This is a genomic window from Kribbella qitaiheensis, from assembly GCF_014217565.1.
GTDB lineage: Bacteria > Actinomycetota > Actinomycetes > Propionibacteriales > Kribbellaceae > Kribbella > Kribbella qitaiheensis_A.
In genome coordinates this window covers 3,830,607-3,854,933 of record NZ_CP043661.1, presented here as the reverse complement: position 1 = coordinate 3,854,933, position 24,327 = coordinate 3,830,607, and the positions used below count along the sequence as shown (strand labels likewise).

Genomic DNA, 24,327 nt, shown 5'->3' with positions numbered 1-24,327 from the left:
TGATGAGAACCGTCCCCACGCTGCTCGCCGGTGACCACTTCGTCCGCAACGACCTGCTGGCGGCTGAGCTCGGCAAGCTTCCGGACGTCGCGTTCGATTTTCGCGAGGTCACCTTGCCCTGGCCGCAGACGCCGTACGGGCGGGTGGCCGAGGTGGACGAGGCCAGTGACGCCGAGGATCAGTTGATCGAAGCGCTGCCGGGGGTCGAGGTGGCCGTCACGCAGATGGGGCCGTTCACCGAGCGGGTCCTGCAGTCCGCGCCGGAGCTGCGGTTCCTGGTCTGCTGTCGCGGCGGGCCGGTGAACGTGAACGTGCCTGCGGCAACCAAGCGGGGGATCATCGTGTCGTCCACGCCCGGACGAAATGCTGGCGCGGCGGCCGAGCATGCGGTGACCTTGATGTTGGGTGCCCTGCGCAACCTTCCTCGGCTGCAACGCACGCTGGAGGACGGGGAGTGGCGCAGCGATCTGTATGCGTACGAGGAGTGCGGTGGTGAGCTGGACGGTGCGACCGTCGGGCTGATCGGCTTCGGCGCGATCGGGCGCCGGGTCGCGCGGGTGATGCTCGCGTGCGGTGCACGGGTGCTGGTGAACGACCCGTTCATCGCCACCGCGCCGGACGGGATCGAGGTGACCGGGCTCGACGAGTTGCTTCGGCAGTCGGATGTGGTGAGCTTGCATGCGAGGCTGACCGACGAGACCTGTGGCTTGATCGGTGCGGAGCAACTCGCGAGGATGCCGAGAGGCGGCGTACTGGTGAACACTGCTCGTGGTGGTCTGCTCGACTACGACGCGGCCGTGGATGCCCTGGAATCGGGCCAGCTGGCCGCGGCCGCTTTCGACGTGTTCCCCTCCGAGCCGCTGCCCGCCGGGTCGCGGTTGCTGACGGCCCCCAATGTCGTGATGACGCCGCACCTGGCCGGAGCTACCCGGCAGACCGCACATCGAGCAGCATCCATCGCCGCCGAGGCAGTATCTGCCTACCTGACCGGCCGGGATCCGGTCGGTCTCGTCTCGTGAGGTTGCCACCCTCCGACACCTGGGTCCAGTTGCTACTCATCACCGGCCATCGCGGCGCGCTCGGATCCGAACCGGAGAACACGCTGCGATCCTTCCGCCGCGCGGTCGACGACGGCTGCGACGAGATCGAACTCGACCTCCGGGTCACGGCAGACGGCGAACTGGTCGTCCTCCACGACGCCACGGTCGACCGAACCACCAATGGCTCAGGCGCCGTCGCGGACCTCACCTTCGCCGCCCGCACCCTGATCACCTCCTCCCAATCAGAAATCCTCCTGTCCGTACGTCGCCTGATGCCCACCGCCGACACCGGCCTGATCCTCGGCCGCACCCCGCCGATCGAGGACGTCATCACCCTCTGCGAAGGCGCTCAGGCCAACTGGGCCCTCTGCGGCATCAACGGCCTGACCCCCGAAGGCGTAGCCGACCTGCACGCCCACGGCCTGACCGTCACCGCTTGGCCCGCCCTGACCCAGAAACCCTCACCAAAGCAATAGCCCCAGCCGTAGACGGCACAACCACCGACCACCCCGACCGTCTCCTCGCCGACGCCCGGCGTCGAGTGCCGCACCCCAACTGTCTTGGTGTGCGGAATTGTTCTTACATGAACAGGAAATGTGTGATTGCCTTGGTTCATGAGCATCAGCATCGGTGTGGTCGGCGCCGGCCAGTTCGCCCCTTCGTTCCTGCGGTTGTGGACCGCGCACCCGGACGTCTCCTCGGTCAGCCTGACCGACGTACTCCCGGATCGGCTGGCCGAGATGGCCGCCCAGCAAGGCATCCCCGTCACGTACCAGTCGTTCGAGGAGATGCTCGACTCCGACGTCGACGCGGTCGCGATCTTCACCCAGCGCTGGCTGCACGGCGAGATGGCGATCCGCGCGCTCGAAGCCGGCAAGCACGTGTACTCGACCGTGCCGATGGCGATCGAGGCCGACCAGATCGCCCGCATCATCGAGCTGGTCAAAGAGACCGGCCTGACCTACATGATGGGCGAGACCAGCTTCTACTACCCGTCGTCGGTCTACTGCCGCGAGAAGCTCGCCAAGGGTGAGTTCGGCCGGGTCTTCTACTCCGAGGGCGACTACGTCCATGACATGGATCTCGGCTTCTACTCCGCCTACCAGTACTCCGGTGGCGAGGACTGGAAGAAGACCGCCTCGTTCCCGCCCATGCTGTACCCGACCCACGCGGTCGGAAATGTCCTCTCGGTCACCGGGCAGCACGCCACACACGTGTCCTGCATCGGCGTGCAGGACGACCGCGGCGACGGCGTGTTCGACAAAGAGGTCAGCGAGTTCGACAACGACTTCAGCAACGCGACCGCGCTGTTCAAGCTGGCCGACGGTGGCGTGATGCGGACGAACGAGATGCGCCGCGTCGGCTACCCGTCGCACATCCGCGAGTCCCGGCTCCGTGTCTTCGGCACCGAGGGCAGCTTCGAGCAGCTCGCCACCACCAGCCTGTGGCAGACCAAGGAAGGCGTCGAGGACGTCAGCCGGCTGATGGAGACCAAGCCCAGCAGCTCACTGGACGACTCCGACCTCGCGAACGTGGATCCGGCGCTCCGGGACGCGTTCCGCTCCGGGCTGTCGCCGGTGCACGATCGCAGCCGGCTGCCGGCCGAGTTCGACGGCCTGCACAACGGTCACGAGGGTTCGCACCACTTCCTCGCCGACGACTTCGTCCGCGCGGTCGCCGACAAGACCGTCCCGCCGGTCAACGCCTGGGTCGCCGCCCGCTTCACCCTCCCCGGCATCTACGCCCACCAGTCCGCCCTCCAAGGCGGCGTACAACTGGAGATCCCGGACCACGGCGACGCCCCCGCCTGACCTCTTCCTTCTTACGATCGGGGCATGACTTCGATTGGGTTGACGACGTACGTCGGGCCGGCGGGTGACCACAACGACCGGGCCATGCAGGCGGTCCGGCTCGTCGGCGAGGCGGTCGCGCGACGGTCGAACGTCGAGCCGACAGTGATCGGCCGGCCGGTACCGAGTGATCCGCAGTCCTGGGAGATCGAGCTCGAGCGGGCCCGTGGCCCACTGGAGGACCTGGCCGCCAGGATCGAGGCGGTCATGTCCGCCGGCCAGTTGCCGGTGTCCGCGATCACCCGGTGTGCGGTGGCGCTCGCCACCCAACCGGTGATCGCGCGCCATCGGCCCGACGCGGTCGTCGTCTGGCTCGACGCTCATGCGGACATCAACGTGCCCGACGACACCGAGACAGGCTTCCTCGGTGGGCTGGCACTGTCGGGACCGCTGGGCTGGTGGGATTCCGGCCTCGGTGCCGGCTTCGCCCAGGGGCAGGCCGTCCTCGTCGGCTCCCGGGATCTCGACCCGAACGAGGCCGAGCACGTACGAGCGGGTCGTATCGAGCTGGTCGAGTTGGGGCCAGGTCTGGGTGACCGCCTCGCGGAGGTGATCGCGGGTCGACCGGTCTCCTTCCATCTCGACTGCGACGTGCTGGAGCCGGGAGTGGTCCAGACCGACTACCAGGTGCCTGCCGGCCTTTCCCTCGATGGTCTCCGCGAATGTGCGGAAGCAGTGGCGCGGAGCGAGATCGTCGGGGTCGAAGTGGCCGAGTTCGAAGGTGAAGGTCAGGCGACGGCCGACGAGCTGATCGACGCGTTGGCGCCGATGTTCAGTTCCTGATCAGGTCGTTGGTAGTTCACTGCGGGGGCCTTGCGGGTGGTTGGCCGCTGGCATAGGAATGAACTATGACTTCCCGCCGTCCTGCCTCCCGTCCAGTGCAGATCCCTCGATGGCGCTCCCGCCAAGCCGTCGCCGGCCTCGCGTTGAGCGCAACGCTCGTCGCGGGATCAGCCCTGGCCAGTACTGCGTCCGCTCAGCCCGCGCGCCCGCCTTTGCCGGCCGCTGCCGTGGGTCAGGCAAAGCTGCCACTCGGTCCTGCTGATCTGCCCGAAACGCGGGATGTCCGAGTCCTGCAGCCGGGCGTCACACTGACGAAGATCGTGCGTGGGCAGGCGGATCCGAAGTCTGTCTGGACGGTCGAGGTGGCGATCCCGTCAAGCTCGCCCGACCCGGACGCGCCCGCCACCGCGATCTCCGACCGGGCGACTGCTGATGCGGCTGCCGTGCGACTGCGAGCCGCCGGTCTGGAGCCGCGGGTGGAGGACGTGCCCACGCCCAAGCTTGCCGACGCGGGTGGTAACAGCCTCGGCTACCGGGTCCGGCTCGGCTCGTTCGCCACGAAGGCCGAGGCCGAGGCGCTGCGCACGAAGGTTGTCGCCACCGGGCTCGGCGGTTCCAGCATCTTCACCGGCTGGGACGGCGAGCCGGATGATGTCAGCGGATCCACCGGCCCCTGGCACGTCCAGGTGCTGACGATCGATCCGAAGAAGTTCCGCGGCGGCCTCGACGCGTCGTACGGGCTCGACATCGAGGCGCGCGAGACGACCAGCACCCTGACCGCACTCACCGGCGCGACGGCGGCGACCAATGCGGGCTTCTTCGTCCTCGACCCGAAGGCGGGCGCTCCCGGTGACCCCGCCGGCGTCGCCGTGTACGACGGACGCCTGGTCAGCGAGCCGATCGCCGGTCGTCCCGCGCTGGTGATCAGCGACAACGCCCGCGGTACCGCGGTCGAGCGCTTCCGCTGGCACGGCGAGATCCGCGGAATCGGTCGTTCGCTGCCGCTCGACGGTCTCGACCGGGTGCCCGGACTGATCCGCAACTGCGGCGGTACGGCCGATGACCTGCCGACCTCGAAGCCTCTGCACGACGTGACCTGCACGGACGCCGACGAGCTGATCGCCTTCGACTCGGCGTACGCGGCCTCGACCCCGAGCGGCCCTGGCGCTGAAGTCATCGTCGACCGCCACGGCGTAGTCACAGCAATCCGTACTACGGCGCGCGGCGGCGCGATTCCCGAGGGCGGCCGCACGGTCCAAGCCATCGGCAACCAGGTGCCGCTCCTCCTGGCCGCAGCGAAGTTCGGCAAGCGACTCGAGATCCGCGCCTCGCTGACCGACACCCGCGGCCACGACGTACGGCTCTCGTCCCACACGACCGTCGTCAACGGTGGGCCCGAGTTGATTCGCGACGGTCGCCTGAATGCCACTCCTGCGGCTGACGGCATGGCACCGGTCGGCAACCCGAGCTTCTACTACGGCTGGGTCCACAAGCGGAACCCCCGTACGCTCGCCGGCGTAGACGCTCTCGGCCGGACGGTCATCATCACCGCCGACGGTCGTTCAGAAGCAAGTCTCGGTCTCGGCATCGGCGAAACCGCCGCGGTCGCCAAGTCCTTCGGCCTTCAAAACGCCATCAACCTCGACGGTGGCGGCTCCACCACAATGGTTGCCAACGGCAAGGTCGTGAACAGCCCCTCGGACGCCACCGGCGAACGCCCGGTAGGAGACGCCCTGGTGGTCACCCCAACACGCTAGCCCGCGATCTGTCCCTCGTCGTCGCCAGGTCTCGACACCGCGCCCTGGCGACGATGAAAGAAGTAGGTGCCTACCGCAACGATGACGGCCATCGCCGGCAGCGTGATCGCCAAGGCAGGTCCCCAGTCGAGAACTTCCGACAGCCCCGACGAACACAGCGCACTCAGAAACACGAACAGGACAACGCCGGTAGCTATCGGATGCCGTCGCGTCCACGCCTCTGAACGCCCGTCGAACAACCCACGAGGCTCGATCGCGAACACGAGATAGAGCGGCGCAAGACCGACAGTCTTCACCACATCTCGAAGCTCGTGGTCCGGAATCAACAGCACGCAGTACACGACCGTCACCACCGCCGCGACAACCCGCATCCACCGCGGCGGCCGCTTCGCCCCGCCTTGCCGCTCCGCCGAGATCGGCCGTCGCCGGGCCCGGTGCTCCCGGGCCGGCGACGACGGTGCGTCAGGTGGTGTGCAGCACCCGGCCGGTGTAGGTGATGCAGCCGTAGGCGGCGAACCCGTGCTTGGCCGGCGCGTTGGCGACGCTGTCGATGTCGACCCACCGGTTGTCGCCGCCACAGTCGCTGTACGACCGGCCGGTCGTCTGCCCGTTGCAGCCGAAGTCGATCATCTTGACGTTCGCGCCGACGAAGTAGTCGCCCGTGGTCGAGGTTGCCGACCGGAACAGCGTGATCCCGGTGTTGGTCTTCCAGTAGCAGTCGTAGACGGGAACTGCCTGGGCCTGGCTGGCGGTCAGCAGGGAACCGCCACCCACGGCCAGCACTGCGCCCAGCGTGCTGAGAATACGTTTGGCGACCATGTCATCCTCCGATTGCCTCGGGACGACCTCACGCCGTCCGTCCGGTCAGCTTGGCCGCCGGACCTGCCACTGACCCGGTTCCCGACCAAATCCGACCAGGTTGTTGTTCTGCCCGGCTAGGTTCGTCGGGCGCGCTCAAGCCGCTCGGCGTGCCGACCGGGTTGGAGCGGAGTACCCGCCGCTGGTCTTCCCGCATCTGACTCTCGACGCCGTTCACCCGGTGGAGGAGAACCCTCGCGATGGTCCACGAGTACGTCGCCCGCTACTCGTAGATCTTCCGGAGGCGGTGGGTCATGGAGTTTTCCAGGTGCTGGTTCATGGCGGCTTCGGCGGCGGCGGGGGTGCCGGTGGTGATCGCTTCGACGATCTGGCGGTGTTCGACCAGGACCTCTGGGCCGGTGTCGCGGTCGTAATGGAGGCGGAAGATGTGCAGGTGGCAGTGAGTCCGCTCGAAGGCCAGGCGGACCTGTTCGCTGCCGGACAAACTCGTGATCAGCGTGTGGAAGCGGTTGTCGTGCGCGGTGAGGGACTTGTAGCCCGCGTAGTCCACCGCGGTCGGCTCCACCGCGGTCGCGAGTTCGGCGCGTAGGCGAGCTCGGCCCGCGTCATCGATCCGTTCCGCGGCACGTCGCGCAGCCCAGGGCTCCAGCAACTGCCGGAACCGGTACAGGTCATCGAACTCCGCCAGTGAGAGCAGCGGCGTCGCGCGGTACCCCTTCAGCGGTTCCTTGTCCGCGAGCCCCTCGGACTCCAGCCGGGCCAGCGCCTCGCGCACCGGCGTCGACGAGACCTGGAAGTCGCGCGCGAGTCCGTCGATGGAGATTCGCGCGCCGGGCCGGATGCCGTGATCCATCAGCATCGTCTTGATCGCCTCGTACACGTCGTCGGCGAGCATCTGGCGCCGGAGCAGCCGGCGATCCCGCGGCTCCACGGTCTCCGTCATCGCATCTCCGTCATCAGATCTCCAGGATCGCGTTCTCCAGGGACTGGTCGCGCCCTTGACCCGGCCCGTTCCGTTCGGCAGGGTGGCACTGTAATCATGCATCATGCACGATTTGGCACCGCACAGCTACTGGGAGGCGCCCTCGATGGTCAGTTTCGACGAGATCGGCGTACTGCCCGAGCCCGGCGACAACGTCGCGATCTGTTCGCGCCGGCTGGAACAGGGCGCGGTGGTCGACTTCGCCGGTACTGCGGTGACGCTGCCGCACACGGTGCTCGAAGGGCACCGGATCGTCGCCCACCCGATCGCGGGCCGGCGAGGCGTTGCTGTCCTGGCACACCCCGTTCGCCCGGGCCCGTCGGGATCTGCAGATCGGCGACTACGTCTGTACTCCGACCAGCCTGGCCGCTGTGTCGGCCAGAGGCGTCGAGGGCCTGCCGAGCGAACCGTCGGCCGAGAACGAACCCCTCGATCCGTACAAGCTGGACGAGAACGCCCTCGTCCTGGGCCAGCAGGTCACCTCGGTCGAGCAGCCCGGCACGTTCCTCGGCTACCCCCGCGAACAAGGCCCGGCCGGCACCCGCAACCACGTAGTACTGCTGGCCACCAGCTCCCGCAGCAGCGGCTTCGTCACCGAACTCGCCAAGAAGTTCGCAGGAGCCGAGGGTTTTGACGGGGTGGTTCCGGTTGCGCACACCGAGGGTGGTGAGCAGGGGACGCCGAACAACCTGCACATCTTGCTGGCGACGCTTGCCGGGTTCGCGTTGAACCCGAACGTCGGCGCCGTGTTGATCGTCGACAGCGAAGAGGATCTCGTCTCCGGGCAGGCGATCCAGGACTTCATGGCCGAGCAGGGGTATCCGCCGATCCGGGTGCCGCACGCGTACTTCACCCGGCACGGTGGATTCGGCAAAGATCTCGCCCAAGCGGCTGAGCTTGTCGAGCCCTGGCTGCCGATCGTGGCGGCGCAACGCCGCGAGGAGGTCCCCCTCGCGGACCTGTGGATCGGCCTGCAATGCGGAGGATCGGATGCGTTCTCCGGCGTCAGCGCGAACCCGCTTTCCGGAGCCGTCGCCCGTGAGGTGATCCGGCACGGCGGCATCGCGGTACTGGCCGAAACCGACGAGTTGATCGGCGCGGAAGGCTACGTACTGAAGAACGTCCGCGATCTCCCGACCGCGCGCAGGTTCCTCCGAACAGTGCAGTCGTTCAAGGAACGTGTCGGCTGGCACGGCCACACGGCGGAAGGCAATCCGTCCGGCGGCAACGTCTACCGTGGCCTCTACAACATCGTGCTCAAGTCCGTCGGCGCCGCCCGCAAACTCGATCGCGACGTCCGCCTCGACCACGTCATCGACTACGCCGAACGGATGCCCGGCAACGGCTTCGTCTTCATGGACAGCCCTGGCAACGACCTGGAGTCGGTCGCCGGTCAGGTCGCGAGCGGCTGCAACCTCATCTTCTTCACCACCGGGAACGGCTCGATCACCAATTTCCCGTTCGTTCCGACGATCAAGTTCGTCACCACCTCGACCCGGTACGAGTTGCTGCACGCCGAGATGGACGTGGACGCCGGGCGCTATCTGACCGGTACGCCGATGGACGACCTGACCGGCGAGACGTTCGATCTCACCGTCCGGGTGGCGTCGGGCGAGCCGAGTGCGGGGGAGCGCGCCGGCCACAGCCAGGTCTCGATCTGGCGCAACTGGCGGCAGAGCGGTCCGCGCGAAGGCATCTCGATCACCACCGACGGCCGTACTTCGCGCAACCTGGCCGACCTCCCCGCCGAAGACCGCGATGCCCCACTGGCCGGTACGCCGCTGCCAGTCGCCACCACGCTGGACAGGCCTGCTACCCGCGCTGCCCTGCTGAAGGGCGACGGAAAAAACGGAAAACGTCTGCCGGAACAGGTCGGGCTGATCCTGCCGACCAGCTTGTGCTCCGGGCAGATCGCACTGAGGCTTGCGGAAACAGCGGAAACAGAACGGTGGGCCGGAGATTCCGTCACCCGGCTGGTCGCGCTGCCGCACACCGAGGGGTGCGGATCGAGCGGCGGTGCGTCCGAGGAGACGTTCGCGCGGACGATGCTCGGCTACCTCCTGCACCCGAACATCCGGATGGCGCTCCTGCTCGAACACGGTTGCGAGAAGACCCACAACGACTACTTCCGCTGCCGGCTGGTCGAAGCCGGCGCGGACCCGTCCCGGTTCGGCTGGGCGAGTATTCAGGCCGACGGCGGACTCGACGCGGTCGCGACCAGGGTGAAGGACTGGTTCGGCAGCTTCGACCTCCCCGCACCTGAGGATGTGGAAGGAACAGTCGGCGACCTCACCGTCGCGCTCGAAGCCCGCGGCGCACTCACCCCGGAGACGGCCAAGGCAATGGCCCTGATCGGCCGCGAGATCGTCGGCTCGGGCGGCTCGGTCGTACTCTCCTCGCGAGGCGCCCTGGTCGCCGACGAGAGCTTCCGGTACGCCGCCTTCGGCTCTCCCGCCGCGGTGGAGCCGACGGTCGCGCACGGGCAGCGGTTCGCCGCGCCGGGATGGCACGTGATGCGGATGCCGGGTACCGACTGGATGGAGACGGCTACCGGATTCGGCGCGGGCGGAGTACAGCAGATTCTCGCGCACGTTGCCGGCGGCACCTTGTCGGCCCAGCGGTTCGTCCCGGTCGTCGAATTCAGCAGCGATCCGCCGACGGTCGCGAAGTACGGGGAAGACCTGGATGCTGTGGCCATCGGTGACGCCGATGAGCAAGCCCGAGCCGGGCTGGACGTGATTGCCGCAGTGGCAAGCCGTCGGCAGATTCCCAAAGCAGTTGCTGCAGGCAACGTTGGATTCCAGATCACCCGCGGTCTACTCGGTACCTCAATGTGAGAGGCAGAACTTGATGCACCTGGTCCGTTTCCAGCTCCCAGGCCAACCGCCCCAGGCCGGGGTCCGAACCGGTGACACGGTCGCACCGGTACGCGGTGGCGCGGGGATGGCGGAGCTCCTGCGCCTGTCGGCGGAGGAGTTCCGCGCCGCCGTCGGCGAGGACCGGCTCGGCGACGAGGTCCTGCTGGCCGACGTACGGCTGCTGCCACCGCTCGACGGATACGGCGAGGTCTGGTGCGCGGGGGTCACGTACGAGCGTTCCCGCGGCGCCCGGATGGAGGAGAGCACCGAGCAGTCCGTGTATGACCGGGTGTACTCCGCGCCCCGGCCGGAGCTGTTCCCGAAGTCGCCCGCGTGGCGGCTCGTCACCGACGGCGACCCGATCGGGATCCGGACCGACTCCGGGCACGACGTACCGGAGCCCGAACTCGCGATCGTCGCCAACAGCCGCGGCGAGATCGTCGGCTTCACGATCTGCAACGACGTCAGCTCACGCTCGATCGAGGGCGAGAACCCGCTCTACATCCCGCAGGCGAAGGTGTTCGCGGGCGGCTGCGCGCTGGCCACCGGGATCCGGCCGGCCTGGGAGGTCGCCGACCCGAAGGACCTGACCATCGACCTGGTGATCCGCCGCGGCGAGGATGAGGTGTTCACCGGTACGACGTCCACCAAGAACCTCGTCCGCGAACTCCAGGACCTGATCGACGTCCTGTTCGTGCCGAACGAGTTCCCGGACGGCGTGATCCTCGCGACCGGTACCGGGATCGTTCCCGAACTCGACTTCGCACTCCAGGCCGGTGACGTGGTGGAGATCGCGATCAGCGAGATCGGCACGTTGACGAATACGGTGGCAGTCGGCCGGGAACCTTTCGCCTTCCTGGCAGCCGAGACCCTGGAGGAGACCCGATGACCACGGACACCACCCCTGCCGAGCTCGAGCAGGCCCTGACCGACGCCGCGGACGCCGCAGGCCCGCTGGCCGCATCGGAGCCGGCCGTCCGGGCCGGGTGGATCCGTGCCGTCGCCGATGCGCTGGATGCCGCGGCCGACGAGCTGGTCCCGATCGCGATGCGTGAGTCCGCACTGCCCGAGCCACGGCTGCGCGGCGAGGTCGGTCGCAGCAGCGGCCAGCTCCGGATGTTCGCGGACGCGCTCGAAGAGGGCTCGCTGCTCGAGGTCATCATCGACACCGCCGACCCGCAGGCAAAGCCGGTACCCCGGCCGGACCTGCGTCGCTTGCTCGTGCCGCTCGGCCCGGTGCTCGTGTTCGCCGCGAGCAACTTCCCCTTCGCGTTCAGCGTCTGCGGAGGTGACACCGCGTCGGCATTGGCCGCGGGGTGCCCGGTGATCGTGAAGGCGCACCCGGGACACCCGGAGCTGTCGGTCCGGACCGCCGAGGTGATGATCGAGGCGCTCAGAGTTGCGGGCGCGCCGGCCGGCACGCTCGGGCTCATCCAGGGGTACGACGTGGGCGTCACCGCCCTGAAGGACCCCCGGATCACGGCCGCCGGCTTCACCGGATCCGTCCCGGCGGGGAAGGCGCTGCACGAGATCGCGGTGACCAGGCCCGAGCCGATCCCGTTCTACGGCGAGCTCGGCAGCCTCAACCCGGTCTTCGTCACCCAGGCCGCTGTCGATGCTCGCGGCAACGACATCGCGACCGGGTACGTCGGGTCGTTCACGCTCGGCGTCGGCCAGTTCTGCACCAAGCCGGGCCTGCTCTTCCTGCCGGCCGGTCACGGCCTGGAGGACAAGCTGGTCGAGGCAGCCGGGGGCGTCGCCGAGGCGCCGATGCTGAACGACCGGATCGCGGAAGGCTTCTCGTCCGGCCTCGACCGGCTGCGCAAGATCGACGGGATCCGCGTGCTGAGCGACGGCGGCGCGACCTTGCTGGGTACGACGGTGACCGAGTTGCTGGCGCGGCCTGAGGAGATCTTGGAGGAGTGCTTCGGCCCGGTCTCGATCGTGGTCGAGTACTCGTCGACCGACGAGTTGCAAGCAGCCGTTGAAGCCTTCGAAGGCAACCTGACCGCGACGCTGCAGGCGGAAGAGTCCGCGGACGCGGAGCTGGCCGGCAAGCTGCTTCCGTTGCTGACGGCAAGGGCTGGACGAGTTCTCTGGAACGGCTGGCCGACCGGAGTCGCCGTGTCGTGGGCGCAGCATCACGGCGGCCCCTTCCCCTCGAGCGTCGGCTCGATCCACACCAGCGTCGGAGTGACGGCCGCTCGCCGCTTCCAGCGCCCCGTGGCCTACCAGGACACTCCCGACGTGGTGCTCCCCGCAGTACTGCGTGATGGGAACCCCGCCGGCATCAGCCGCCGGGTGAACGGAACGGTGACGACAGGAGAGGTGTCTCGATGAGCGACCTACCACCGGTCGAGGATCCGAACAGCCCGGGCCTGACAGGCGCGCCGACCCAGGACGGGACTGGTCTGCCGGCCGGTTCCACCGGCGAGCCGACGCCGGAGAAAACCGGGCGGCCTGCGGCCGAGCCGCCGAGCCGGGCGATCCCGGCCGACCGGTCCGCGGCACATACCGGTCGGCGGAGTTTCGATCACTGGTTCGGGGAGAAGGACCGCAACGGGTTCATCCATCGGTCCTGGATGCGGGCGCAGGGGTTCTCGGACGAGGTGTTCGACGGGCGCCCGGTGATCGGGATCTGCAACACCTGGTCCGAGCTGACACCCTGCAACGCGCACCTGCGCCGGCTGGCCGAATCGGTCAAGCGCGGCGTCTGGCAGGCCGGCGGTTTCCCGCTCGAGTTCCCGGTGATGTCGCTGGGCGAGACGATGCTCCGGCCGACCGCGATGCTGTTCCGCAACCTGCTCAGCATGGACGTCGAGGAATCCCTGCGGGGCAACCCGATCGACGGCACCGTGCTGCTCACCGGCTGCGACAAGACCACGCCGGGCTCGATCATGGGCGCCGCGAGTGTGGACCTGCCGACGCTGGTGGTGACCGGCGGACCGATGCTGAACGGCAAGTTCCGCGGCTGCGACATCGGCTCCGGTACTGCGGTCTGGCGGTTCACCCAGGACGTCAACGCGGGCCGGATGACCCAGGAGGACTACGCCGCCGCCGAGTCCGGGATGTCCCGCAGCAACGGGCACTGTATGACGATGGGCACGGCATCCACGATGGCGTGCATGGCCGAAGCGCTCGGCCTCCAGCTGACCGGGTCGGCGGCCATCCCCGCGGTCGACTCCCGCCGGTACGCGATCGCCCAGCAGGCCGGTCAGCGAATCGTGCAGATGGTCGAGGAAGACCTCAAGCCGAGCGACATCCTCACCCGCGACGCGTTCGCCAACGCGGTCCGCGCGAACGCCGCGATCGGTGGTTCGACCAACGCGGTCATCCACCTGCTCGCGATCGCGGGGCGGGTCGGCGTGAAGCTCACTCTGGAGGACATGGACGAGTGGGCCCGCGGCGTGCCGTGGCTGGTCGACCTGCAGCCGTCCGGGAGATACCTGATGGAGGACTTCTACTACGCCGGTGGGTTGCCCGCCGTACTGCGGGAGATCCTGCCGCTGCTGAAGGCGGACGCGATCACCGTGACCGGTCGCTCGATCGGCGAGAACGTTGCGCAGTCGGAGCGGACGGTCGACACCGAGGTGATCCGTGCCGTCGGCAACCCGCTCGGTAGCGGCGCGGGAACCGCAGTACTGAAGGGGAATCTCGCTCCCGATGGTGCTGTCGTCAAGCAGTCGGCGGCTTCCGAGAGGTTGTTGCAGCATCGCGGCAAGGCGCTCGTATTCAGCAGCATCGAGGAGTATGACCTGGCTGTCGACGACATGGATCTAGATGTCGATGAGGACACCGTGCTGGTCCTGCAGAACGCGGGGCCAAGGGGCTATCCGGGCATGCCCGAGGTGGGCAACATGACGATCCCGCGCAAGCTTGCCGAGCAGGGTATCGACGACATGGTCCGGATCTCCGACGCGAGGATGAGCGGTACGGCGTACGGGACTGTGGTGCTGCATGTGGCGCCAGAGGCGGCCGTTGGTGGTCCGCTGGCGCTGGTCCGGACGGGTGACTGGATCGAGCTCGACGTGCCGGCCCGGACGTTGCATCTCGACGTGTCCGAGGAGGAGTTGGCCAAGCGTCGGGCGGATTGGCAACCGGTGACCGCGCCGTCGGATCGCGGCTGGGCGCGACTGTACGTCGACCATGTCACCCAGGCCAACCTGGGCTGCGATCTGGACTTCCTGGTCGGGCGGAGTGGTTCGGCCGTGGCCCGGCAGAGTCACTGATGTCCGGCTCATCGGCCGCCGGCTGGGGGCCGTTCGAGGCGATCCGCGGACTTCGGCCGGACGGTGTGATCCCGCAGGTCACGCCGATCCGGCGACTGCTCCCAGACGTGCCGACAGAGCAGGACCCGTACGCCGCTGCGCAGGCGGCCCTGGCGCCGTTGGCTTCGGCGGTGCGACCCGGTGCGCGGATCGCCGTCACCGCCGGGAGCCGGGGTATTCACGATCTGGTGGTCGTGGTCCGGGCGGCGGTCGACTGGCTTCGGGCGGCCGGAGCGGAGCCGTTCGTAGTACCGGCGATGGGATCGCATGGCGGTGCGACGGCTGACGGGCAGCGGGAGATGCTGGCCGGGCTCGGAGTCACCGCGGAGTCTGTGGGTTGCCCGATCGAGGCGACCATGGAAACCGTTGTGCTGGGCAACTTGCCCGATGGTACGCCGGTGCACCATGACGCCTTGGCTGCGAAGGCGGACGGTGTTCTGCTGGTCAACCGGGTGAAGCCGCATACGGATTTCCATGGGCCGGTGGAGAGTGGGCTCGCGAAGATCCTTGCGATCGGGCTAGGCAATCACGCTGGTGCCGCCGCACTGCATGCGGGCGGGATTCCCTCGCTGGGTGGCGCGATCGAGGCCGCGGCGCGAGTGGTGATTGCCCAGGGCAAGATCTTGGGCGGGCTGGCGATTGTCGAGAACATGCTGGAGCGGACAGCCGCAGTGGAGTTGGTGGCTGCCGACGGCATCGCTGATGCGGCCGAGACCGCCCTGTTGCAGCGAGCTGGAAGTCTGATGGGCCGGCTGCCGTTCGACGAGCTGGACGTGCTGGTGGTGGACGAGATGGGCAAGGACAAGTCGGGGACGGGGATGGATACGAACGTGCTCGGGCGGTGCTGGGTGCACGGGATCCCCGAGTTCGAGTCGCCGTCGATCGCGGCGATCAGCGTGCATCGGCTGTCGGCGGCTTCGCATGGGAACGCCTCCGGGCTCGGGTTGGCGGATGTGATCCCGGCTCGACTGCTGGAGCAGATCGATCTGCGGGCGAGCTATGTGAACGCGCTGACGTCGGGCGCCGGGGGAGCGCGGCGGTCCCGGTTGCCGATGGTGCTGGAGGACGACGCTGCGGCGGTGCTCGCTGCTGTCACGATGAGCGGGCGACGAGACTGGTCTGAGTTGCGGTTGGCCCGAATCCGGGACACCTTGTCGCCGAACGAGCTGATGGTGACGCCGGCGTTGCTGACCGAGGCGGCGGAGCGGTTCGACCTGGAGATCGCGGGGACGGCACGGGATCTGACCGACGCGTCCGGGTCGCTCGGCGGCTGGCAGGATGACGACGACGTCGGCTCGGGCAAGGAGTAGGGATGAATCTTCGGGAAGCGCGGGCTCTGCTGGCCGAGCGCGGTCACACGATCGGCGGGTCCGGGGAGCCGGGAAGGCGGTTCGCCGACGATACGCAGTACAAGATCGAGATTCCCAGTTGTGAAGGTCCGCTGGTGATGGCCGCTGTGCTGAGCGAGGCCATCGAGCGGGGCGTGAACGTGGATCGGGTCTCGCAGGGCAGCGGTGTGATGATGCTGACCGACCGCGAGATCGACGACATGGTCGAGCTGGGCCGGGCTCATGAGGTCGAGGTGTGCCTGTTCCTCGGGCCGCGAGGTGTTTGGGACATCGGCGGACAGGCCAAGGTCTCGGCGGCGGTCGGTGGAGTTGCCCGAGGCAATGAGATGGTTGCCGCGTCGCTGTGTGATGCCTTCCGCGCGGTCGAGCTCGGCGTACGGAGTCTGCTGGTTGGCGACCTCGGCGTACTGGAGTTGCTTGGCTTGCTGAAGAAGGACGGTTCGTTGCCTTCGGACCTGGTCCTGAAGACGTCCGTGTTGATGCCGTTGGCGAATGGTCCGACGGCGGCTTTGTACGAGCGGCTCGGCGCGAGCAGTCTGAACGTGTCGACCGATCTGCCGCTGGGGGCGCTGGCGGAGATCCGCGCGGCGACCAGGGTGCCGATCGACATGTACATCGAGGTGCCGGACGACCAGGGCGGACACGTGCGGTTCTACGACGTGCCCGAGGTGGTGCGGGTCGCGTCGCCGGTCTACCTGAAGATGGGGTTGCGGAACGCGCCGAACATCTATCCGGCTGGGCTGCATCTGGCGGCGACGGCCGAAGCGCTGGGGCGCGAACGGGTTCGCCGGGCCGAGTTGGTGCTGCGGCTGCTGGCTGAACAAGATGAGGAACAGTGACTTCCGATCCGCTCGTCGCCCGCCTCCGCTCCTCGCTCGGGGAGAAGGCGGTTGTTACCGATCCCGACGTACTGGATAGCCATCGCAATGACCACGCGACCTTCTGCTCTGCGGGGGTTCCGCGGGTGCTGGTGCGGCCGGCGTCCACCTCCGAGGTGCAGGAGGTGCTGCGGGCGTCCTCGGATTACGGCGTACCGGTTGTGACGCAGGGCGCGCGAACCGGATTGTCGGGTGCGGCCAACGCTTTGGACGGGTGTTTGTTGCTGTCGACGTCGCGGCTGAACCAGATCCTGGAGGTCTCGGTCGAGGACCAGGTCGCTGTCGTGCAACCGGGAGTGGTGAACTCCGCGTTGTCCAAGGCGGTGCTCGGCCAGGGGTTGTTCTATCCGCCGGATCCGTCGTCGTGGGAAATGTCCACGATCGGTGGGAACATCGCGACCAATGCGGGCGGGTTGTGTTGCGTGAAGTACGGCGTGACCGGCGATTTCGTCCGCGGGCTTGAGGTTGTGCTGGCTTCCGGTGAGGTGATTCGGACCGGTCGGCGGTCGGTCAAGGGTGTCGCCGGGTATGACGTGACGCGGCTGATCGTGGGCTCGGAGGGGACGCTCGGCGTCGTCACCGAGGCGACTCTCGCGCTACGTCCCGCGCCCGAGGCCGCGTTGACCGCGGCGGCGACCTTCCTGTCGATCGAGGACGGGATCGCAGCGGCCGCAGCCGTGATGGCAGCCGGGCTCCGTCCTTCGCTGCTTGAGTTCTTGGACGGGCCGACTGCTCGGGCGATTCAGAATTATCGGGACATGGGGCTGCCGGCTGATGTCGGCTCGCTGCTGATTGCCCAATCGGATCGTGGTCCACGCGCTGCCGAGGACGTGGAGGCGATGGCCGCGATCTGCTCGGCCCATGGCGCCGTTGACGTGGCGGTGGCCTCTGATGCCGAAGAGTCCCGAATGTTGCTCGAGGCCCGCAGATTGGTGAACGCGGCGCTGGAGCCTCTCGGTGTCACGCTTGTCGACGACGTCGCCGTACCGCGCAGCAAGCTGGTCGCGCTGCTCGACGGAATCGCGGCGATCGGCACGAAGTACGACGTACTGATTTGTTGCCCTGGGCATGTAGGCGACGGCAACATGCACCCGACCGTCGTCTTCGACCGCGACGACCCGGCCGCCGAGGCCCGCGCCCTGGAGGCGTTCGGCGCAGTTATGGACCTCGGTCTGGCCCTCGGCGGCACCATCACCGGCGAACACGGCATCGGCAAACTAAAACGCCAATGGCTGGCCCAAGAACTGGGCCCGGTTGGTTTGGCGCTGCAACGCCAGCTCAAGTCCGTCTTCGACCCTGGCAACCTACTCAACCCGGACAAGCTCTTCCTATGAGTCTCCTGCGTCCGAAGAGCCGAGGGTCCTGACCTCGCCCTCTTCGGACGCAACGGGTCTCCCTGCCTGGAGTCGAACCAGGGACCCGGCCTTCGGAGGGCCAGGCGTGCATCCGTCACCAGAGAGTCGGCGGAGCGCGGCCCACCGGCGGCGGGCGCGCTCAAACGGTGCGCTTCGCCTCCGCAGTTGGGGTTGGCCCACTGCTATGCCAATGGGCGAACCCTCATAGCAGTGGGTGAACCCCCACGGCCGGGGGCGAAGTACGCGGATGGGCTGCTACTCCTCGACTGAGATGACGCGGACCCAGTCGGAGCAGTCGGCTTCGCACCAGACGTGGTCGCCGGTGTGCGCGATCCGGTCGCGCTGCACGTGCCCGCAGGCGAGCTGCACCCGCCGCAAGGCGTGACCTTGCTGGACCGGAGCACCGGACCTGCCGCCCGGAATCTTCCTTCGCTTGTTTCTGAGGTCGGCCATGGCCGGTCCTCCTCTCTTACTTGTTGTTGGTTGGAGTGCAGGAGACAGGATTCGAACCTGCTCAGCCGAGACAGCGGGTCTACAACCCGCCCCCCTCTCCCACGATGGCGCTCCTGCTCGGATGTCTGGGTAGCGCAGACGGGATTCGAACCCGCAAACGACCCGCGGTGAAAGCGCGGCGACTCTTCCGATTCGTCCACTGCGCCAGACATCTCGCGTACCCCGTACCGGATTCGAACCGGCGATCTTCCGGCTGAGAACCGGACGTCCTTCCACTAGACCAACGGGGCTTGCCTTTCCGGTCGCGCGGTGAGGGTGAGATTCGAACTCACGGACCAGCCAGCGGCCGATCGACGGTTTAGCAAACCGCTGCCCCTGCCATCAGGCGGACCTCACCTCGGCCCGGCCGCCGTGCCCCCACGACGACCGGGCTCTCCGATGCCCCCGGCGACTCCGGTGGCAGGCTTCACGGACCGTCGTGTCCCCTGAACACGACGGTCCGCCTGTGGATAACACCCGGCCACCCCGGCCTCTCACTTGTACGCTTAGTGAAAGAGGAAGAGGGGCGCACGGGCAGCGCGCACCTGCGGATCAACCGCAGTGCACTCCCGACAGCAACGCACGACCAGCGACAGCAACGCACGACCAGCTCCAACGCAGCGCGTCCTGCGGCGCACCTGCGGATCAACCCTTGACGCAGATGACCTGCTTCAAGTGGGCGACGACCTCGACCAGGTCGGACTGGGCTGCGATGACCGACTCGATGTCCTTGTACGCCGCGGGCAGCTCGTCGAGCACACCCGCGTCCTTGCGGGACTCGACGCCGGCCGTCTGGGCGATCAGGTCGTCGACCGTGTACCGGCGCTTCGCCTCGTTGCGGCTCATCCGCCGGCCTGCCCCGTGCGAGGCCGAGTAGAACGAACGCTCCGAGCCGAGACCGCGAACGACGTACGAGCCGGTTCCCATCGACCCCGGGATCAGCCCGAGGTCGCCCTTGCCGGCCCGGATCGCGCCCTTGCGGGTAACCAGCAGGTCGAGGTCGTCGATCGTCTCCTCCGCCACGTAGTTGTGGTGGCACGAGATCGGCTGCTCGAAGGTGATCGGCTGGTCGAACGACTCCCGCACGGCCTGCACCACCAGGGCGAGCATCACCGCGCGGTTCCGTGAGGCGTACTCCTGCGCCCAGGTGAGATCGCGCCGGTACGCGTCCATCTCCGGCGTACCGGTCAGGAACACGGCCAGGTCGCGGTCCGGCAGATCGGCGTTGTGCGGCAGCGCCTTCGCGATCCGCATGTGCCGCTCGGCCAGCTCCTTGCCGATGTTGCGCGAACCCGAGTGCAGCATCAGCCAGACCCGGTCGTCGTCGTCCAGGCAGACCTCGATGAAGTGGTTGCCACCACCTAGCGAACCCATCTGCTGCTGCGCCTTCTTCTCCCGGTCCTGAACCCCGTCGTGCAGGCTCGAGAACGTCCCCCAGAAGCGATCCCAGCCACGGTCCAGCCCGAGCTTGCGCATGCTCACCGCGTTCTCGTGACCATGGAAACCGACCGGTACTGCCGCCTCGATCCGCGACCGGATCCCGCTCAGGTCGTCCGGCAGGTCCGACGCCGTCAGCGAGGTGAGCACACCCTCCATCCCGCAACCGATGTCGACCCCGACCGCGGCCGGCGACACGGCCTGGTACATCGCGATCACCGAACCGACCGTGGCGCCCTTGCCGAGGTGGACGTCCGGCATCACCCGTACGCCGTACACCCACGGCAGCGCGGCGATGTTCCGCAGCTGCTGGAGCGCCTGCGCGCCGACCTCATGCTCCTGAGCCCACATCAGAGTGGAGCTCTTGGCCCCACTCAGCGGGACCGGGTACTGAACGTTCATCTCCCCACTCCTTTGATCGGTTTGACTGCGGCGAAGGCAGGTCTCGAACCTGCACGCCCACTGAAGGGCCGGCCGTTTTCGAAACGGCTGCCGATAGGCCGAAACTCGGCTTACTTCGCCTTGCTCTTACGTTTGCGGTTGCGTGGAGATCCCGGGTGTCGAACCCGGTGAAGCGACCTTGCAAGGGTCACCCGCGTGCCGACGCGATCCCCGTGCTGCGCGATGCCACGCAGTACGACGTACTGCGTGGCGTACGCAGTACAAGCTGCCAGGGCAGGGCTCGAACCTGCGGGGCCTCGGGTCAGAACCGAGGGTGGGACGCCTTCGCCCACCTGGCATCGCTCTGACGCGACACCTGGGGGCGCCGGGTCAGAGTGCTAACTCAGCACGCGAGGGAATCCACGGCTGCCACAGCAGCGGCATGCCGGCTTCCTCGGGCGTACGTGAGCCCTTCTTCTCGTTGCAGGAGGCATGGGCCGCTACTGCGTTCAGCCACTCGCCACGCCCGCCACGGGACCGCGGTACGACGTGGTCCATCGTGCTGGCGCCAGTACGGCCGCAGTAGGCGCAGGTGTACTTGTCACGCTTCAGTACGCCGACTCGCGTGTACTGCAGTCGACCGGATGCGTAGCGCCACTTGGTCACTACGTAGCGCACCAGTCGCAGCACGCGGGGGAGGGGGAACGGGCCGATGCTGGCGCCGACGTGCGCTTCCTCGACGACGGCCACCTCCCGGACGAGCATCCGGATGGCGTGCTGGATCGACACTACGTGGAGCTGCTCATATGAGGCGTTGAGCACTATGACACCGCTCATGCTGGTACCTCCTCTCGTCCAGTGTGCCCGACTGTTCGTAGCCAGGACGGGTATCTCGGTGCGGCTGGTAGTTGACTTGTTGCGTGCGGTACGGCTCCAGGGACTCGAACCCTGAACCTCCTGGTCCTAAGCCAGGCGCCTCTTCCAATTGGGCCAGAGCCGCTCAGTACGCCCGGCAGGACTCGAACCTGCAACCTCCTGCTTCGTAGGCAGGTGCTCTCTCCGATTGAGCCACGGGCGTTCGCCGGCCCTGCGCCGGATGGACTGCGGATTTCCGGCGCAGGGCACGTTTGGGGGCGCCCGCTCGGCCGGTAGCAGAGCTTGCTGCGGGCGCCTGGTCGAGCTGGAGAGATTCGAACTCCCGTTCCCCTCATCCCAAATGAGGTGGCCTGCCGCTGGCCCACAGCTCGCTCTCCCCGGGGGCCTGTGCGGGCACCCCGGGGAATTGCAATGGCATATCCAGTTGTCAATTCTGCAATTCGCCGCTCGTAAGCGTCGACAAAGCATCGGTGGAGGGAATCGAACCCTCTGGGCGCGGGTTTGGAATCCGGCCTGCAGCCATTGCTCACCGACGACGGTTTTAGGGAAAAGAAAGAGCCGCCTCGGTCGGTATCCCGACTCGGGCGGCTCCTGGTGATCTGCTGGAGATCAGACAGGTGGGCCGCCGGAGGCCGGGCTGAGTTCGGCATCGATCAGATAGGCGTGGGCGTAACCTCGCAGGGATCGCAGGGATCGCAGGGATCGCAGGGATCGCAGGGATCGCAGGGACGCTGAGGCGGTGGCGTACTGCTCGCGCCACTCCCGCCTTACGTTCTGCTTCCCGAACATCGCCGGCTCCTATCAGGTCTGGTTGATCTTGCGGGCATAAGTTTCACCCGCCAACACACTCCGAGTCAATGCATTTCCTACGACAATTATTCCCTCGCCATTTCCTCCGCACTCCACACGCCATCTCCGACGCACCATCCCACCCCCGAGTTCCCCGCCCTCCCCACCATTCCCCACCCCATTCCACCTGCCGCACACCGACCTCGCAGTACAGCCCCAACCACCTGCGGCCCGCCCCCCGCAGTGCAAACCCAACCGCCCGCGCCGGCCTCGCAGTACAGGCCCGACCCCCCGCACCGGCCTCGCAGTGCTGGCCCGACCCCCCGCACCCCGGCGTACAGACGGCGCCGACCCCAGCCCCGCAGTACCGGCCCTCGCCCCTCCCAAGCCTCCGCGCGGGGTATCCGATTCGGAATCGGCCGAACCTCCCGCTACACTCTTGCATCGGCCCCCGGGCCGCGCCGCCTTAGCTCAGTCGGCAGAGCGTCTCACTCGTAATGAGAAGGTCATCGGTTCGATTCCGATAGGCGGCTCCAGCAAGGCCCCTCTGACCAGGCAAAACGCCTCGGCCAGAGGGGCTTCTTCGTGTCCCGGACGTGGCAGGTACACACAAAAGTACACAAAGAAGTTTGAGGTCCTGCGCGTGCCGGTGGAACCAGTAGGCCGTGCCGGCTGTGCGAGACCGGGGTAGCCCCCGATCGGCACGGACAGGCCGTCCGCACCTGTTGACGGCCGTAGTGACCCGGCTACTGACTAGCCAAGTCCGGCCTGTGGCTGGACACTGATCAGCCCGGCCTGGACCTGCGCGCTCCGTTGGTGCAGGGGCCGATCGCGCTCTCGTCGGTGTGGCGTCAGGCTGCGGCGGCCAAGGAGCCACGCAGAGTCCTTGAGGTACCGCACCCTGGGTTCATCCGCGTGCCCCTTGGGTCGGCGTAGTTATCACCAACCCCAGGGCAGCTTCGCCGCAATCGCAGTACCTCCTGTGCTATCCCTCCTTTGCCGCGGGCGCCCACAGGGCGGCAATGATCTCCATCTGCTTGAGTACCAGGTCGACCGCCTCGCGTTCCTCCTCCGGCGGGTAGTCGAACATCGCCAGGACGCGGCGGATGCGGGTACGGAGCTTCGCCCGGACGGGTTCGCGGGAGAGCCAGTCGACGGACAGGTTCTTTTGAATGTCCTTGACGAGGGCACGGGCGATCTTGGCGAGGGCGTCGCCGCCGCCCTCCATCACCTCGGCCATGTCGCGGTGTGCGACGGCGTCGTAGAAGGCCAGCTCGGCGTGGGTCAACGGCGGGTCGAACCGCTCGCCACGGCGGGCCTCCGCGGATACCTCCCGTGCCAGGGCGGCGAGTTCGGCGATTACCTGGGCGCTGGTGAGCTGCTGAAGCATGTATCGCCTCATCAGGTCGTTCAGACGCTCAGTGAAGCTTTCGTTGCGCACGACGTTGTGCTTGGTCACCTCACGCATCTTCTGCTGGATCATGCGGCGCAGGGCCTCGGTGACCAGGTGCGGGGTCTCGGAGTTCTCAAGCTTGCGCAGCTGAGCCTCGTTGAGGCGGGTGATGTCCAACCGTCCGATCCCGGCCTCCACGTACAGGTCGGTGATCTCGTCGGCGTCGACGACCGAGGCCGCGAGGGCTTGCAGATAGCGCTGGACCTCGGCGCTGAGCGGCTCTCCGTTCGCCTCACGCTGGGCAGCGTCGAGCTTGATCATCCACGCCCTGACCTCGCTGAAGAAGGAGATGTCACGACGCCAGTCATCCATGTCTTCGCAGCGCTCGGCGATCTCCTTGCTCATTGCACAGACACGCTAGAAGCGGTCCAGCCGAGCGGCACTGTCCTTGAATCGGACGGAGAGCGGCTTGCCGGGAGGGTCAACCTTGTTCCCCGGGGTCTTCGGATTGCGCAGGAAATCAGCGGTCAGGCGCAGCGCCCGCCTGCGGGAGTCAGGGCGGCCGTTGTCGCCGAGCCATACCTTCCACCGGCTCCCAGCTAGCAGGCCCTTGATCGTGGCCAGCGCATTCTTGACCTCGGTGACGGCCCGTTCGATGTCCGCGCCGAGAGTCTGGTCCCTGCGGTCCTGGTCCGAGTACTCACGCAGGGCCTTGGTGAGGTTGTCGGTGAGAGGCGCGTAGCCGACGAGCAGGCCGTCCTGCTTGCCGCGGAAACGACGATTGACCCGGGCGAGCGCCTGCATCAGGTTGGCCCCCTGCATCGGGCGGTCCATGTACAGAGTGTGAATCGGCGGGGCGTCGTAGCCGGTGAGCAGCATCGAGTGGACGATGAGCAGTTCCAGCTCGTCGTCGGGGTCCTTTGCGCGCTTCTTATGTGGGAGCGGCAAAGGTCGAGGAGGACCCGGATGCGGAGCCAGTGGAAGAACGGATTGCAAGGCTGACGGAGGAACTTTTCGAGC

22 protein-coding genes and 10 tRNA genes are annotated in these 24,327 nt (G+C 67.6%); 13 read left to right on the top strand and 19 right to left on the bottom strand.

Annotated elements, in window-relative coordinates; translation table 11 throughout:
* Positions 1-2 precede the first annotated feature (2 nt).
* The 5 genes from F1D05_RS18005 to F1D05_RS17985 all read left to right on the top strand — a co-directional run bounded on the left by F1D05_RS18005 (position 3) and on the right by F1D05_RS17985 (position 5,430).
* Positions 3-1,019: a 2-hydroxyacid dehydrogenase gene (locus tag F1D05_RS18005; RefSeq protein ID WP_185448726.1), complete on the top strand. Its 1,017-nt coding sequence runs from the start codon at positions 3-5 to the stop codon at positions 1,017-1,019.
* Positions 1,016-1,516, top strand: coding sequence for a glycerophosphodiester phosphodiesterase (locus tag F1D05_RS18000; protein WP_246486790.1), 501 nt, complete (start codon positions 1,016-1,018; stop codon positions 1,514-1,516). The genes F1D05_RS18005 and F1D05_RS18000 overlap by 4 nt, the downstream gene beginning before the upstream one ends.
* A 138-nt stretch (positions 1,517-1,654) precedes the next feature.
* A complete protein-coding gene (locus tag F1D05_RS17995; RefSeq protein WP_185448725.1) occupies positions 1,655-2,851 on the top strand; it encodes a Gfo/Idh/MocA family protein in 1,197 nt (398 codons plus the stop codon).
* A 24-nt stretch (positions 2,852-2,875) separates the two neighbouring features.
* Positions 2,876-3,673 carry an arginase family protein gene (locus F1D05_RS17990; protein WP_185448724.1) on the top strand — a complete coding sequence of 266 codons (798 nt, stop codon included), beginning with the start codon at positions 2,876-2,878 and terminating at the stop codon, positions 3,671-3,673.
* A gap of 65 nt (positions 3,674-3,738) precedes the next feature.
* Entirely contained in the window at positions 3,739-5,430 is a 1,692-nt protein-coding gene (locus F1D05_RS17985; protein WP_185448723.1) for a phosphodiester glycosidase family protein, read from the top strand.
* On the opposite strand, the gene F1D05_RS17980 is transcribed toward F1D05_RS17985, so the two are convergent.
* From F1D05_RS17980 to F1D05_RS40400, 4 genes are all read right to left on the bottom strand, one after another.
* A complete protein-coding gene (locus tag F1D05_RS17980; protein WP_185448722.1) occupies positions 5,427-5,801 on the bottom strand; it encodes a hypothetical protein in 375 nt (124 codons plus the stop codon). The two genes, F1D05_RS17985 and F1D05_RS17980, sit on opposite strands and share 4 nt — an antisense overlap.
* A 91-nt stretch (positions 5,802-5,892) precedes the next feature.
* Positions 5,893-6,249 (bottom strand): hypothetical protein, encoded by a 357-nt coding sequence (locus F1D05_RS17975; protein WP_185448721.1) that lies wholly within the window; start codon positions 6,247-6,249, stop codon positions 5,893-5,895.
* A 262-nt stretch (positions 6,250-6,511) separates the two neighbouring features.
* Positions 6,512-7,192, bottom strand: a complete 681-nt coding sequence (locus tag F1D05_RS17970; RefSeq protein WP_185448720.1) for a GntR family transcriptional regulator — start codon at positions 7,190-7,192, stop codon at positions 6,512-6,514.
* Positions 7,193-7,318: 126 nt separating this feature from the next.
* Entirely contained in the window at positions 7,319-7,462 is a 144-nt protein-coding gene (locus tag F1D05_RS40400; protein ID WP_246486789.1) for a hypothetical protein, read from the bottom strand.
* Positions 7,463-7,515: 53 nt separating this feature from the next.
* On the opposite strand from F1D05_RS40400, the gene F1D05_RS17965 reads away from it, so the two are divergent.
* From F1D05_RS17965 to F1D05_RS17935, 7 genes are read left to right on the top strand one after another with little or no spacing between them, the layout of a single operon-like run.
* On the top strand, positions 7,516-10,068 hold the full coding sequence (locus tag F1D05_RS17965; RefSeq protein ID WP_246486788.1) for a UxaA family hydrolase: 2,553 nt from the start codon (positions 7,516-7,518) through the stop codon (positions 10,066-10,068).
* Positions 10,069-10,081: 13 nt separating this feature from the next.
* Positions 10,082-10,978 (top strand): fumarylacetoacetate hydrolase family protein, encoded by an 897-nt coding sequence (locus F1D05_RS17960; RefSeq protein ID WP_185448719.1) that lies wholly within the window; start codon positions 10,082-10,084, stop codon positions 10,976-10,978.
* Positions 10,975-12,429 (top strand): aldehyde dehydrogenase (NADP(+)), encoded by a 1,455-nt coding sequence (locus F1D05_RS17955; protein ID WP_185448718.1) that lies wholly within the window; start codon positions 10,975-10,977, stop codon positions 12,427-12,429. The genes F1D05_RS17960 and F1D05_RS17955 overlap by 4 nt, the downstream gene beginning before the upstream one ends.
* Positions 12,426-14,318 (top strand): IlvD/Edd family dehydratase, encoded by a 1,893-nt coding sequence (locus F1D05_RS17950; protein ID WP_185448717.1) that lies wholly within the window; start codon positions 12,426-12,428, stop codon positions 14,316-14,318. The genes F1D05_RS17955 and F1D05_RS17950 overlap by 4 nt, the downstream gene beginning before the upstream one ends.
* Positions 14,318-15,667: a lactate racemase domain-containing protein gene (locus F1D05_RS17945; RefSeq protein WP_185448716.1), complete on the top strand. Its 1,350-nt coding sequence runs from the start codon at positions 14,318-14,320 to the stop codon at positions 15,665-15,667. Before F1D05_RS17950 ends, F1D05_RS17945 begins: the two co-directional genes overlap by 1 nt.
* Positions 15,668-15,669: 2 nt before the next feature.
* Positions 15,670-16,545, top strand: a complete 876-nt coding sequence (locus F1D05_RS17940) for a U32 family peptidase (protein WP_185448715.1) — start codon at positions 15,670-15,672, stop codon at positions 16,543-16,545.
* Positions 16,542-17,918, top strand: a complete 1,377-nt coding sequence (locus tag F1D05_RS17935) for an FAD-binding oxidoreductase (RefSeq protein WP_185448714.1) — start codon at positions 16,542-16,544, stop codon at positions 17,916-17,918. The genes F1D05_RS17940 and F1D05_RS17935 overlap by 4 nt, the downstream gene beginning before the upstream one ends.
* Before the next feature lie 276 nt (positions 17,919-18,194).
* On the opposite strand, the gene F1D05_RS17930 is transcribed toward F1D05_RS17935, so the two are convergent.
* The 13 genes from F1D05_RS17930 to F1D05_RS17870 all read right to left on the bottom strand — a co-directional run bounded on the left by F1D05_RS17930 (position 18,195) and on the right by F1D05_RS17870 (position 21,914).
* Complete coding sequence (locus tag F1D05_RS17930) at positions 18,195-18,392, bottom strand: hypothetical protein (RefSeq protein WP_185448713.1); 198 nt, start codon at positions 18,390-18,392, stop codon at positions 18,195-18,197.
* A gap of 36 nt (positions 18,393-18,428) precedes the next feature.
* Positions 18,429-18,509 (bottom strand) — tRNA-Tyr (locus tag F1D05_RS17925).
* 13 nt (positions 18,510-18,522) lie between these two features.
* Positions 18,523-18,598 (bottom strand) — tRNA-Glu (locus F1D05_RS17920).
* A 12-nt stretch (positions 18,599-18,610) separates the two neighbouring features.
* Positions 18,611-18,682: transfer RNA gene (locus F1D05_RS17915), tRNA-Glu, on the bottom strand.
* Between the two features lie 17 nt (positions 18,683-18,699).
* Positions 18,700-18,789 (bottom strand) — tRNA-Ser (locus F1D05_RS17910).
* 287 nt (positions 18,790-19,076) lie between these two features.
* Positions 19,077-20,270: an RtcB family protein gene (locus F1D05_RS17905; protein ID WP_185448712.1), complete on the bottom strand. Its 1,194-nt coding sequence runs from the start codon at positions 20,268-20,270 to the stop codon at positions 19,077-19,079.
* A gap of 28 nt (positions 20,271-20,298) precedes the next feature.
* Positions 20,299-20,390 (bottom strand) — tRNA-Ser (locus F1D05_RS17900).
* Between the two features lie 145 nt (positions 20,391-20,535).
* Positions 20,536-20,608: transfer RNA gene (locus F1D05_RS17895), tRNA-Gln, on the bottom strand.
* Positions 20,609-20,639: 31 nt separating this feature from the next.
* Positions 20,640-21,086, bottom strand: coding sequence for an HNH endonuclease (locus F1D05_RS17890; protein WP_185448711.1), 447 nt, complete (start codon positions 21,084-21,086; stop codon positions 20,640-20,642).
* An 89-nt stretch (positions 21,087-21,175) separates the two neighbouring features.
* Positions 21,176-21,249: transfer RNA gene (locus F1D05_RS17885), tRNA-Leu, on the bottom strand.
* 4 nt (positions 21,250-21,253) lie between these two features.
* Positions 21,254-21,327: transfer RNA gene (locus tag F1D05_RS17880), tRNA-Arg, on the bottom strand.
* A gap of 94 nt (positions 21,328-21,421) precedes the next feature.
* Positions 21,422-21,496 (bottom strand) — tRNA-Pro (locus F1D05_RS17875).
* A gap of 238 nt (positions 21,497-21,734) precedes the next feature.
* On the bottom strand, positions 21,735-21,914 hold the full coding sequence (locus F1D05_RS17870; RefSeq protein ID WP_185448710.1) for a hypothetical protein: 180 nt from the start codon (positions 21,912-21,914) through the stop codon (positions 21,735-21,737).
* A gap of 460 nt (positions 21,915-22,374) precedes the next feature.
* Here F1D05_RS17870 and F1D05_RS17865 point away from each other — a divergent pair.
* Positions 22,375-22,450 (top strand) — tRNA-Thr (locus F1D05_RS17865).
* A 449-nt stretch (positions 22,451-22,899) separates the two neighbouring features.
* Here the strand turns inward: F1D05_RS17865 and F1D05_RS38940 are convergent.
* Positions 22,900-23,712 carry a DUF3387 domain-containing protein gene (locus F1D05_RS38940; protein ID WP_206686258.1) on the bottom strand — a complete coding sequence of 271 codons (813 nt, stop codon included), beginning with the start codon at positions 23,710-23,712 and terminating at the stop codon, positions 22,900-22,902.
* A 12-nt stretch (positions 23,713-23,724) separates the two neighbouring features.
* Positions 23,725-24,255 carry a type I restriction enzyme subunit R domain-containing protein gene (locus tag F1D05_RS38935; RefSeq protein ID WP_428995020.1) on the bottom strand — a complete coding sequence of 177 codons (531 nt, stop codon included), beginning with the start codon at positions 24,253-24,255 and terminating at the stop codon, positions 23,725-23,727.
* Positions 24,256-24,327 lie beyond the last annotated feature (72 nt).